A 12,343-nucleotide genomic window follows, 5' to 3' on the forward strand; every position below is an offset into this window, starting at 1 on the left:
GCGGCAGGGACTGCTGTACCGAACTGGAACCTCGTCCGCGTTCGTCCCAGCCACCCGGAGCGGGGCGGCTGGGCCGACCTCAAGCGCTTTCGAACAGCCGCGTCAGCACGAATTCGCGGTGGCCCAGCGCTTCCGCCGCGGTCCAGCGGCCGTTGATGGTGGCCATCATGCATTCCAGCAGCTTGTCGCCGGCCTGGTCCAGGTCCATCTCGCGTTGCAGCAGGCCGCAGGTATCCACGTCGATGTGTTCTGACATGGTGCGCACCGTGCGCGGATTGGCGCAGATCTTGATGACGGGCAGTATGGGATTGCCGATCACATTGCCCTGTCCGGTGGGGAAGAAGTGGACGGCGTATCCCGACGCCGCGCACAAGGTCACCATCTCCGCCGCGGCGGACGAAGAATCCATGAACCACAGGCCGGCGTGATCGGGTATTTCCGCCTTGTCCAGCACGCCGTCGACGCGGCATTTCTTGCCGATCTTCTGGATGTTGCCCATGGCCTTTTCTTCGATGGTCGTCAGTCCCCCGGCGATATTGCCCTTGGTCGGCTGCGATTCGGAAAGGTCGCTGGTCTTCCAGCGATCGATCATGGCCTGGTAGCGGTCGAACATGAACATGAAGCGTTCGCGTACCTTGTCGTTCGCACAGCGCTCGGCCACGATATGTTCGCCGCCGGTCAGCTCGGACGTCTCGCCGAATACCAGCGTGGTTCCCAGCGGATACAGCTTGTCGAAGGCATTGCCCACGGTGGGATTGGCGCCGCAGCCGGAGGTCGTGTCGGACTCCCCGCATTTGGTCGATACCCACAGATCGCTGATGGGGCATTCCGTGCGCTGCAGCGATGTCGCGTAATGCACGAATTCCTTGGCGGCCTTGGAGGCGCGCATGATGGTGTCATGGTCGCCGTGCAGTTCGATGGAAAAGCCGGCCACCGGCTTGCCTGTCTTGGCGATCGCATCGACGACGCGCTTGGTCCAGCCTTCCTCGATGCCGATGACCACGACGGCGGCGACATTGGGATTACAGCCGGTGCCGATCAGCGTGCGAAAGTGCAGTTCCAGGTCTTCGCCGAATTGCAGGCGGCCATAGGGGTGGGGCAGGGCCATCGTGCCCTTGATGTTGTTCGCCACCGCCTCGGCGGCGGCGTTGGATATGTCGTCCACGGGCAGCACGATCACGTGATTGCGTACGCCGACGCGGCCGTTGTCGCGGCGATAGCCGCGGAAGGTGGTGGATGCGGAAATGACAGCCATGTGTGTGTCCTTGGGCAGGCGTGAATAGGGGCGGGGGCTTCTTACCAGCGCTTGGTCTTGATGTTGTGCACGTGCGCGTGCTGGCCCGCCTGGATGTCGGCCACGACCTTGCCGATGTCGACGCCGTACTTGAAGACCGTATCGCCCGTCTTCATGTCCTTCATCGCGACCTTGTGCCCGATGGGAATGTCCTGCCGGGCCTTGACCTGGATGACCTTGTCTTCATCCATGATCCAGGCATTCAGGTCCGTGCCCGCGGTGATTCCTTCCACCACGGCCACGGCTACCGTGTCCTTGGCGTCATGCAATACGGCATGAATCATGAGTCTCCTCCTGGTGGCGGCGCGGTCGGATGCATCCTGCTGCGCGCTCGCTGTTGATCGTGGCAATGATCTTATTTTCGAATTTCATGCATGTCAACCAAATCATATATATGAATTGGGTGGCTTGAATTGGGTGGATCGAGGGTGGCTCGATCGCGCGCGGGAGGTCCGTCCGAATGAAAACCGGACCTGGCGGTCCGGTGGCTCGGGTCTATTCCTGGCGGCGACAGGCGCACGGCGCCGCCGTGCCGGTCGCGTTTGCTCCTGGACTACGCCGCGCCGCGCCGGCGCGGCCCGGGCTCCAGTCCCGGGGCGGCTATGGGCGTATGGCGCCCTCGGCCAGCTTGCGCTTGTAGACCGGCAGGTCCACGCTGGGGCGCGGCGCCGACATCTGCGTCAGCAGGTCCGCCACGAAACCCCGGTGATAGCTGTTGTGGTTCACCACGTGCATCAGCATTTCGCCGCGCGACATGCGACCCGTATTTCCGCCTATCAAGGAGAACTCTTTTTCCTGCGACAAGGAGTCGTCCGTCTGCGTCGCCGCCCAGGCGATGTACCACTCGTCGAGTTCCTGCTGCGCCTTCCACAGGTCTTCGATCCCCGGATGCGTCACCGCATTGAGAGCGGGTATACCGTGGTCCCGGCCTTCGATATGCGCCTGCCAGATCACGTCGACCACATAGGTGTGGTTCAGCGAACGGGCGAAGTTCTTGAACAGCGACACCCGGTCCTTGTAGATTTCCTCGGGCGGCAGCGCCATCACGATGGCGAAGGTTTCGCGATTGGCCCACCGTTTGTAGTCGGCGAGCATGCGGGCGGATGCGGGAGTCAGCATGGCGGTTTCCTGGCGGGGTTCCGATGCCGGGCAGCATACGCCGGTGTAGCTGTACGGAAACTGTCAGCGCGGCATGGCGGGATGCGCCGCGCGACGCCGCGACCGCGATCCCGCGCGCGGCCGCTCCGTCACCTGATGCGGCGCCGCGATCAGCGCGCGGCAGCGCCGCGGCGCTGCCGCACCGATTGCGCCAACTGGCGCAATACCGGTTCGGTCTGTCCCCAGCCCAGGCAGGCGTCCGTAATGGAAACGCCGCGCCGCAGCGGCACGCCGGGCTTCAGGTCCTGGCGGCCTTCTTCCAGATGGCTTTCAATCATGACGCCGACGATGCGGCGGTCGCCCGCGGCGATCTGTCCGCCGACGTCGCGCGCCACATCCACCTGCCGGCTGTGCGATTTGTTCGAATTCGCGTGAGAGCAATCCACCATGACCTGCTCGCGCAAGCCGGCTTTTTTCAGGATCTGGCAGCAGGCGTCGATACTGGCCGCGTCGTAATTGGTTCCCTGTTTGCCGCCGCGCAGGATCACGTGCGTATCGTCATTGCCGCGCGTTTCGAAGATCGCCGCCATGCCCATTTTGGTCATGCCCATGAACGCATGGCTGGCGCGTGCCGCCACGATAGCGTCGGCGGCGATCTGTACGCCGCCATCCGTCCCGTTCTTGAAGCCCAAGGGGCAGCTCAGGCCGGAGGACAATTGGCGATGGCTTTGGCTTTCCGTCGTGCGCGCGCCGATGGCGCCCCAGGCGATCAGGTCGGCGATGAACTGCGGGCTCAGCAGGTCCAGGAATTCCGTTCCGGTGGGCAGTCCCAGGCCGGCAATATCCAGCAGCAGCTCGCGCGCGCGGCGCAGGCCTTCATTGATGCGATAGCTGCCATCCAGGCGCGGATCGTTGATGTAGCCCTTCCAGCCGACCGTCGTGCGCGGTTTTTCGAAATACACGCGCATGACGATAAGCAGATCGTCGCTCAGTTCGTCGGCGGCGGTCTTCAGCAGCCGCGCGTAGTCCATCGCCTGATCGTGGTCATGGATGGAACAGGGCCCCACGACAACGACCAGGCGATCATCCTGGGCATGCAGCACGTCGGCGATGGAAGCGCGAGTGCGTTCCACCAGATCCTGTATGGCCGGCGAAACCGGCAGTTCATCCAGCAGCAGGGCGGGAGATATCAGCGGCCGGACCGCGCCGATGCGCACATCGTCGATGCGGGTGGTATCCAGGGTGGAATCGGCGCTGCCGACTTCACGGTCGTGTAGGGGGTCATCCAGGCGGGTCAAGGCTATCTCCAGGCGATAGCGTAATTATTGCACTGTCGCCAGGCGCGTCAGGGTGCGCCGAAGGCGCTGGCCGCGGGCCATCGGCCTGTGCCTGACGATAATCCACCTCATCAGCATCCCCGTCACGAACGCATCCCGTTAACCCCGCCCGCGGCACCGGCATCTCCGGCAGAGGAAGAACGGGCCACCGCGCGTGGCTCACCGTCGTTCATGCCGGCATCCGCGGCACGGGCAGTTCGACGCCGGCGCCGGTGCGTCAAAGGTGCCGGTCCAGCTGCACCGCGCTGATGATCCACATCACGCGGGCCATGCGGTCCGTGGGATTGCTGAAGCTGTGCTCCAACGCGCTGTCGAACACGAAGCTGTCGCCTTCGCGCAGGCGGGCCGTCTTGCCGGCCACCGTCAGGAGCAACTCGCCGGACAGCACCATGCCGCCCTTTTCCGCCGGGTAGCTGAGCGCGGTCTTGCCTGAATGGCCGCCCGGATCGATGTGCAGGACCATCATCTGCAGGTTGTGGTGCCCGCTGGATGTCAGCAGCTCCTTGCGCAGCGTGCCGAGTTCGAGGATCGGCCGCTCATTGGCCCGGCGCACGAAATCCGGCTCGGCGGGATCGTCTACATGAGGGGGCGCTACATCCCGGAAGACCGCCTCCAGCGGCGCGCCGAGCGAACGCCGGATCGCGGTCAGCACGCGCACGGATGGATTGGCCATGTCGCGCTCGATCTGGCTGATCATGCCCACCGACACGCCGGAGTCCTGGGCCAGCCGCTTCAACGTCCAGCCCTTCTCGATACGCAAGCGCCGCAGAATCTCGCCTACGCCTTGTGCGCCGGACGCCGGCGCATCGCCAGGCTCGCCGCGAGCCTCGGTCGTGGAACCCGTTATGCGAACTTCCATAATATTTTCATTGAAATTTTCAGTGAAAACCCTAATTTTAGTCCGAATTGGATTGGCTTAGGATGTTTTCCAAGCCGGCGCAATACACGAGACTAAGTAAAATTTATCACAATATCAAAGGGTTGCTTAAGCTGGAGAGGCAGCCGGGCGCGGCGGGGCGCTGAAGCACGATATGTTTGCCTGCCTTCCTGCTATTTTCATTTCTCAGTGAATTTTGCCCAACTAATTTCAATATATCAAACGCTCGCAAACGAGCGATATACACGCAAGGGGTAGCTCATGAAGTCAAGCGGGAACATCCTCGCGGTCGCTTTGCTGGCCTCGATTTCAGGCGCGGCCGCGGCCGCCGATCTTACTGTGGGCGCTTTCGGCGGCCAATGGGAAAAGAGCTTACGCCAGTGCGTGATCGAGCCTTTCCAGAAGGCGACCGGCAAAACCGTCGACGTGGTGCTGGGCGCGCCGGTGCAATGGGTGAACCAGATTGCCGCCAGCCCCAACAAGCCGCCGCTGGACGTGATCTACATGCCTTCCGATAACGCTTTCGACGTGGTCGACCGCGGTCTCGCGCAAAAGCTCACGCCCGATACGGTGCCCAACATCGCGCATCTCCAGCCGCAATTCGCCGATATCGGCGGCGGCTACGGCGTGGCGCACAACTACGGCGGCATGGGCTTTATTTACAACAAGCAGACCGTGAAGGAACCGCCCAAATCGATGGCGGATTTTATCAAGGGCACCCTGGAGAAAAAATGGGTGGCCTCGCTCGCTTCCATCAATTACCCCGGCACGCTGAGCTTCGGCCTCTGGAACGTTGCGCGCCTGAATGGCGGCGGCCTCGACAACGTCGAGCCCGGACTGAAGCTGTACAAGCAGATGAAGGATGCCGGCGCGGAGTTCTATACCGACCCCAACCAGGTCCTGAATGCCCTGAAGACGGGCGAGGTCGACATCGCGCAGTACTGGGACGGCCGGGCCTGGGCCTTTATCGATGAGGGCAACCCGCAGTATGGCTATGTCGTGCCTTCCGATGGGGCGGTGACGGGGATCACCTGGATCCAGGTCGTGAAAAATGCCAGCCCCCTCGCGCTGCAGTTCGCCAATGTGTCGTTGAGCAAGGAATCCCAGGGTTGTTTCGCGAGTTCGATCCGTTATGGCGTCGCGAACAAGGACGCGCGTTTCGACCCGAAGGTCGAGCACGAGATCACCAAGTTTGACCAGATCGTGATCCCGCCTTTCAAAGAGATCGGCAAGCGCCAGAACCAGTGGATCGACGCCTGGAACAAGCAGATCGGCCGTTGAGGCCCGTCAAGCAACCAAAGGAAGCTTCAAGATGGCATACCGGATAGGGGTCGATATCGGCGGCTCGTTCACGGACTTCGCGTTGTTTGATGAAGAAACACAAACCCTGAAGAGCCTGAAGACGTTTTCCCGGCCGGACCAGCCAGGCGCGGAAGTCATGACGGGCATCCAACTGGCCGAAGAGCGCCATGGGATCAAGCCGCATGACATTTCCTATTTCACGCACGGAACCACGGTAGGCATCAATACGGTCATCCAGCGCAAGGGACTGAAACTGGCCTTGTTCGCCACGGAGGGATTCGTCGATGTCCTCGAGGTGGGGCGGCTGAAGATCCCGGACATGTACAACCTGCTGTCGAAGCGGCCGGAACCGCTCATTACCCGCGACATGGTATTCGGCATTCCGGGACGCATGGACGCTTCAGGCGAGGAACTCGAACCGCTGGAAGAGAGCGCCGTGGCAGCCGCCGTGGCCGCGGCCCGTGAAGCGGGCGCCGAGGGCATCGTCATCGCGCTGCTCCATGCTTATCGAAACCCCGCCCATGAGTTGCTGGTCAAGAAAGTCGTGCAGGATCGCGCTCCGGGGCTGCCGGTGTTCTGCTCCAGCGAGACGTGGCCCATTATCCGCGAGTACGAACGCACCATCACCACCGTGATCGGCGCCTACGTGCAGCCGCGGGTCGCGCACTACCTGACGTCGCTGCAGAATGCGCTGGCCGATGCCGGCGTGAAGGGAGAGCCGCGCCTGACCAAATCGAATGGCGGCGTCATGACCGCCGAGCAGGGCAAGCAGGAATGCGTGCAGATGATCCTGTCGGGTACCGCCTCCGGCGTGATCGGCGCGGCGTATGTCGCCAAGGTGGCCGGCATAGATCGCTGCATGAGCCTGGACATCGGCGGTACCAGCGCCGACGTAGCCGTCATTCTCGATGGCGAGCCGCAGTACGGCGTAGGCGAATTGATCGGCGAATTCCAGATATACATCCCGTCCGTATCCGTAAGCTCCATCGGCGAGGGCGGCGGTTCTATTGCGTGGGTGGACCGGCAGAACGTCCTGCGTGTGGGTCCCGAAAGCGCCGGATCGACTCCCGGCCCGGCCTGCTACGGCCGCGGCGGCACGCGCGCGACTATCACGGACGCCTTTGTCGCCATCGGCGCCATTGGCCACTCGAATCTGGGCTACAACGCCGTGAAGGTGGATGTGGAGGCGTCGCGCCGTGCGGTGGGCGAACTCGCCGGGAAGCTCGGCAGCACCATCGAGGCGACAGCGCAAGCCATTATCGATATCGCGATCTCAGGCATGTATACGGACACGTCCGCGCTGGTGTCCCGCTTCGGCATCGACCCGCGTGACTTCTCGATGCTGGCCTTTGGCGGCGCGGGTCCGATGATGGCCTGCTTCCTCGCCCGCGCGTTGCGCGTGAAGGAAGTCGTCGTGCCGACCACGCCGGGCGTACTGTCGGCGCTGGGCGGCCTGATCGCCGACGTTAAGAACGACTTTCTTACCACCGTATATGTCGATGCGACCCCCGCCGCGGGGCCTCGCATCGTCGACGAATTCGCGCGACTGGAGCAGCGCGCCCTGGCCTGGCTGCGCGACGGCCAGGGCTACAGGGGCGAACACGATCTCGTGTATTCCGCGGAAATGCGCTATCGCGGGCAGAGCTTCGAGATCGATACGAAGCTGGACGCGCGCGCGGCAAGCCAGGGTGACATGGACGCCATCGTCGCCGCCTTCCACCGCGAGCATGAGCGGCTCTATGGTCATGCGGACACCGGAGCGGCGGTGCAGCTCATCAGCATCCGCCTGATCGTCAGCGGCAAGACCGTCAAGCCGGAATTCCCGCGCCTGCCCCTGCAAGGAGGCCATCCGGTCAGCAAGGGAACCATACCCGTGTATCTGGACGGCGCGTTGCGCGAAACCGCCCAGTACTGGCGAAGCGACCTGCGTCCCGGCCAGCGCTTCACGGGCCCCGCCATCGTCAGCCAGGAGGATTGCACAACCATCGTCCCGCCCGGAAGCCGCGTCGATGTGGACGAATTCGCCAACCTGCGCATTACCGATGGGAGCGGGCAATGAGCATCGAAAACAGCAGCATGACCCTGCGCGTGCTGGCGAACTACTGCGCCGCCGCCGCCGAAAGCATGGGTTGGACCCTGATGCGCACGGCATACTCCACCTTCGTGAAGGAAACCGAGGACTTCTCCTGCCAGGTACTGACGCCGGAAGGCTTGACGGTCGCGTCGCCCAAAACATTCGGCGCCACCTGGTACACCGGCCTGGACTACAGCGGCGTCATCAAGCTCTTCGACTATCGGGAAGGAGACATCTGCGTCACGTCCGACCCGTATGCGGGCTTCGTCGCCACGCACGCGCCCGACCTCCACATGTGGAAGCCGGTGTTCTGGGAGGGCGAGCTGATGTGCTTTGTCGGAAACCATGTGCACAACACCGACGTGGGCGGCGCGGTGCCGGCTTCGTTGTCGCGCAGCCTTACCGACGCTTACCAGGAGGGCATCCGCATCCCGCCCACCCGCCTCATGCGCGACGGGAAACTGAATGACGACCTGCTGCGCTTCATCGAGACCAATGTGCGCCTGCCGGAGCAGAACTGGGGCGACCTTAACGCGCAGATCGCCTGTGTCAACGTCGGCGAACGCAAGGTCCATGAAATCATCGAGCGCTTCGGCAAGGACGTGTTCCGTTCCGGCCTGGTGCAGCTCCTGGACTATGCCGAAGCCCAGGGGCGGGCGATCATCCGCGATCTTCCCGACGGCGAATACACATTCGCCGATTATGCGGATGAGGATCAGGCAGGGGGATACCCGGTGCGCGTTTGCGTGACCCTGAAGATCCAGGGCGATAGTCTGGTCGTCGACTACACCGGCAGCGACCCCCAGCTCGTCTCCTCGCTCAACATGCCGACCGGGGGCAACGAGCGGCATAGTCTGGTCATGGTCGGCGTGGTCTACAGCCTGTATTGCCTGGACCCTACCGTGATGCTGAATTCCGGTCTCGTGCGGGGCGTGCGTGCCATCCTGCCCGAAGGCACCGTCATGAATGCCATCAAGCCCGCCGCGGTGGGTATGCGCAGCCTGATGTGCAATCTGTCCCAGGTCGCGACCATCGGCGCCTTCTGCCGCGTTGCGCCGGACCGCATGCCGGCCTCGCCCGGCAGCGGCCTGTCCATCATGAACGTGAAGACCTCCACGCGGGACGGGCGCCCGATCATGGCGTCCATCGGCCCGGTCGGCGGTGGCGCCGGCGGCGGGCCGAAGAACGACGGCGCCGAAGCTTGCGGCGCCAATATGTCTTACCTGAAGAATACGCCGGTAGAGGTCAATGAGGCGGAAGTGCCCATCCGCATCCGGCGCTACGGGCTGGTGCCCGATTCGGGTGGCGCGGGCCTGTACCGCGGCGGCTCCGGCCTGGAGATGGAGTTCCAGCTGTTTGCACCGCAGTCCATGGTGACGGCGCGCAATCGCGACCGTTCCCGCTTCTCCGCCTGGGGCCTGGCCGGCGGCAAGTCGGGCCGCGCATCCCGCTTCGTGCGCAACCCCGGCACGCCCGGCGCGATCGAGCTCGGATCCACCGACGTCGTGCCGTGCGAGCCCGGCGACGTCATCCTGATCCAGGGGCCGGGCGCCGGCGGCTATGGAGATCCACTGCTGCGTGCCCCCGCGCTGGTGCTGCAGGATGTCCTGCGCGGATTCGTATCCGTCGAGCGGGCCCATGAGGACTATGGCGTGGTCATCGCGGGCCGGGCGGTGGACGAAGCCGCGACGGAGTCGTTGCGCGCCTCGATGAAGCGCAAGGCGCAAAATGGCGACCCGCTATTTGGCCATGGCGCGGCGCGCGTGGCCTACGAGAACGTGTGGACCGCCGCGCGCTACGCCGCGCTGACCGGCATCCTGGCCGGGTTGCCTGTGTCGTGGCGCTATTTCATCAAGCATCAGATCTTCAAGGCCATCGGCGACCGGCCCCCGGTGGGCGCGGACGACGGCAGCGACGTCCACGACGCTTACGCCACCATCGCCGCCCGCTTCCCGGAGCTTCCCGCTCCCCGGCGCGAGGCCGCGTAGCGGATCGCCCCGGTGCCGAGAGAATCTTCATGAACGAGAAATCCCCCGCGCGCCAAACCCTGCTGTTCAGCCCGTTCAGGCTGCGCGACGTCATCTTTCCCAACCGCATCGTCGTGGCGCCGATGCAGATGTACAAGGCAAGGCCGGACGGCATGGCCAATGACTGGCACTTCCAGCATTTGGCGAAGTACGCGGTGGGCGGCGCCGGCACGGTCATGACCGAGGGCCTGATCGTCGATCCCGTCGGCCGCAACACCTACGGCGACCTCGGCATCTGGTCCGACGACCACATTCCCGGGCAAAAGCGGCTCGTGGATTTCCTGCATGCGCAGGGCGTCCTGGCGGCCGCACAGCTGCATCATGCCGGTCCGAAATCGGCGCGCCAGCGCCCATGGGAAGGTCTCGGCCCCTTGGGCGAACGCGAGGCGGCGCGCGGCGAACCCGCCTGGCAGCCTGTGAGCTCCTGCGAGGGCAAGACGCTGGACCATTGGCATCGGCCGCGCGGTCTGACGGTAGCGGAGATCAACACGCTGGTGCGGGCGTATGGCGCCGCCGCGCGGCGCGCCGACGCGGCCGGCTTCGACGTCATCGACATCCATGCCGCCCATGGCTATCTGCTGCATTCATTCCTGTCGCCAGTGGCCAATCTGCGGCAGGATGAATACGGCGGCGACCGCCAGGGCCGTATGCGCATCGTGCTGGAAATCGCCGAGGAGCTGCGCCGCAATTGGCCGGCCGGCAAGCCCATCTTCTTTCGCATCTCCTGCGTGGACTGGCGCAAGGATCTCGATACGCGCAGCGATGGCTGGACCATTGAGGACAGCTTCGTCCTTGCCCGCGCGTTGCACGAGCGAGGGGTGGACCTGATCGACTGCTCCTCCGGCGGCATCCGTGCCGAGAATTCGCTGATGGATTACGCCAAGCGGCGCCGCAAGCTTACCCGCGGCTTCCAGGTGCCTCATGCGGAGGCGATACGCCGCGAGACCGGCGTGCCGACGATGGCTGTCGGCGTCATCCTGGATGGACCGCAGGCCGAAGCCATCCTGCAGGCCGGCCAGGCCGACCTCATCGCGGTCGCGCGCGAGTTCCTGATGGACCCGCATTGGGGATTGCACGCGGCGCAGGCGCTGGGCGCCGACCCGGACTGGAATCTATGGCCGCCATCCTACGGCTGGTGGCTGGAATTGCGCGAACGCATCGGCATCGAAGGCGCGCACGAGGCGCCCGCGGGCGGCCAGTGAATGCCGGGCCTGCCCGTCGGCCGGCCCTGTCTTTCCAGTATTTGAGCGAGGAACCATGCGGCACTCTCTTCCTCTACGGCTAGACCGGATCAGCAAGAGCTTCGGATCCGTCCAGGCTTTGTCTCCCCTGTCCCTGGAAGTCCAGCCGGGAGAGATGATGGCCTTGCTCGGCCCATCCGGTTGCGGCAAGACCACTACCTTGCGGATAATTGCCGGCTTTTCTTCTCCCGATACCGGCAGCGTCCATATCGGCGACCGCGACGTAACCGACGTTCCGACGCACAAGCGCGGTCTGGGCATGGTGTTCCAGAACTACAGCCTGTTCCCGCATATGACGGTGGCGGAGAACGTCGCCTTCGGCCTGAAGATGCGCAAGCGGCTGGCGCCCGAGATCGGCGGGCGCGTCATGGACATGCTTCGCATGGTCAGACTGGAAAAGATGGCCGACCGCGGTATCCACCAGTTGTCCGGCGGCCAGCAACAGCGCGTGGCGCTGGCCCGTTCGCTGGTGACGGACCCTGCCGTTCTGCTGCTCGATGAGCCACTCGGCGCGCTCGACAAGAGCCTGCGCGAAAGCATGCAGTTCGAGTTGCGCGAGATACAGAAAAAGCTCGGCATCACGGCGATCATCGTTACGCATGATCAGGAAGAAGCCCTGACCATGAGCGACCGCATCGCGGTGATGTCGACAGGTCGCATCGTGCAGGTAGGCACGCCCATCGACATCTACGAGCGTCCCCGCACTGAATTCGTCTCGGAGTTCCTGGGCACGGCAAACATCTTTCCGGTAACGGTCGCGGGCCGCAACGGCAACGGCCTGTTATCGGTGCGCATCGCCGACTCGGCCGCCGTGCTGGACATCGCCGATCGCGACGGCCTCAGGGACGGGCAGTCCGCGCGGATCGCCTTGCGGCCCGAGCGGCTGCGCATCGACCCTGCTGGCGGGGGCATCCCGGCCCGGATGCGCGGCGTGGTATTTCGCGGCAGCTATTACGCCTACGAACTGCAGGTCGCGGGTGTGGAGCGGCCCGTGTACGTCTACGAAGCGACGCCCATCAGCGTCCCGGCGGGGGGCTCGCTGGGCGTACGCTTCGATCCCGCGTATTCCATCGTCCTGTCGGCATAGGCGCAG

Annotated in this window: 10 protein-coding genes and 1 pseudogene; 6 read left to right on the plus strand and 5 right to left on the minus strand. The window is 64.3% G+C overall.

The genetic code is table 11. The features are described 5' to 3' along the window. Positions 1-79: 79 nt before the first annotated feature. The 4 genes from ACNA0R_RS25195 to ACNA0R_RS25210 all read right to left on the minus strand — a co-directional run bounded on the left by ACNA0R_RS25195 (position 80) and on the right by ACNA0R_RS25210 (position 3,690). On the minus strand, positions 80-1,255 hold the full coding sequence (locus tag ACNA0R_RS25195; protein ID WP_415828811.1) for a UxaA family hydrolase: 1,176 nt from the start codon (positions 1,253-1,255) through the stop codon (positions 80-82). 41 nt (positions 1,256-1,296) lie between these two features. Further along, positions 1,297-1,578: a UxaA family hydrolase gene (locus tag ACNA0R_RS25200; protein WP_415828812.1), complete on the minus strand. Its 282-nt coding sequence runs from the start codon at positions 1,576-1,578 to the stop codon at positions 1,297-1,299. A gap of 316 nt (positions 1,579-1,894) precedes the next feature. Then, positions 1,895-2,413, minus strand: coding sequence for a DinB family protein (locus ACNA0R_RS25205; protein ID WP_415828813.1), 519 nt, complete (start codon positions 2,411-2,413; stop codon positions 1,895-1,897). 149 nt (positions 2,414-2,562) lie between these two features. After that, the gene (locus ACNA0R_RS25210) at positions 2,563-3,690 is read right to left on the minus strand and encodes a 3-deoxy-7-phosphoheptulonate synthase (protein WP_415828814.1); all 1,128 of its coding nucleotides are present in this window, start codon (positions 3,688-3,690) and stop codon (positions 2,563-2,565) included. Positions 3,691-3,760: 70 nt separating this feature from the next. Between ACNA0R_RS25210 and ACNA0R_RS25215 the strand changes: the two are divergent. Beyond that, positions 3,761-3,851: pseudogene (locus ACNA0R_RS25215) on the plus strand (aquaporin); the annotation flags it as partial. A 95-nt stretch (positions 3,852-3,946) separates the two neighbouring features. Here the strand turns inward: ACNA0R_RS25215 and ACNA0R_RS25220 are convergent. After that, positions 3,947-4,588, minus strand: coding sequence for a cupin domain-containing protein (locus tag ACNA0R_RS25220; RefSeq protein WP_415828815.1), 642 nt, complete (start codon positions 4,586-4,588; stop codon positions 3,947-3,949). 279 nt (positions 4,589-4,867) lie between these two features. Here ACNA0R_RS25220 and ACNA0R_RS25225 point away from each other — a divergent pair, with 279 nt between their 5' ends. From ACNA0R_RS25225 to ACNA0R_RS25245, 5 genes are read left to right on the plus strand one after another with little or no spacing between them, the layout of a single operon-like run. Further along, a complete protein-coding gene (locus tag ACNA0R_RS25225; RefSeq protein WP_415828816.1) occupies positions 4,868-5,887 on the plus strand; it encodes an extracellular solute-binding protein in 1,020 nt (339 codons plus the stop codon). Positions 5,888-5,918: 31 nt separating this feature from the next. Further along, positions 5,919-7,967, plus strand: a complete 2,049-nt coding sequence (locus ACNA0R_RS25230) for a hydantoinase/oxoprolinase family protein (RefSeq protein WP_415828817.1) — start codon at positions 5,919-5,921, stop codon at positions 7,965-7,967. After that, positions 7,964-9,970 (plus strand): hydantoinase B/oxoprolinase family protein, encoded by a 2,007-nt coding sequence (locus tag ACNA0R_RS25235; RefSeq protein ID WP_415828818.1) that lies wholly within the window; start codon positions 7,964-7,966, stop codon positions 9,968-9,970. The genes ACNA0R_RS25230 and ACNA0R_RS25235 overlap by 4 nt, the downstream gene beginning before the upstream one ends. 29 nt (positions 9,971-9,999) lie before the next feature. After that, on the plus strand, positions 10,000-11,211 hold the full coding sequence (locus tag ACNA0R_RS25240) for an oxidoreductase (RefSeq protein ID WP_415828819.1): 1,212 nt from the start codon (positions 10,000-10,002) through the stop codon (positions 11,209-11,211). A gap of 55 nt (positions 11,212-11,266) precedes the next feature. Then, positions 11,267-12,337 (plus strand): ABC transporter ATP-binding protein, encoded by a 1,071-nt coding sequence (locus ACNA0R_RS25245; protein ID WP_415828820.1) that lies wholly within the window; start codon positions 11,267-11,269, stop codon positions 12,335-12,337. Positions 12,338-12,343 lie beyond the last annotated feature (6 nt).

The organism is Bordetella sputigena (genome assembly GCF_965137885.1).
Classification (GTDB): domain Bacteria; phylum Pseudomonadota; class Gammaproteobacteria; order Burkholderiales; family Burkholderiaceae_B; genus Bordetella_C; species Bordetella_C sputigena.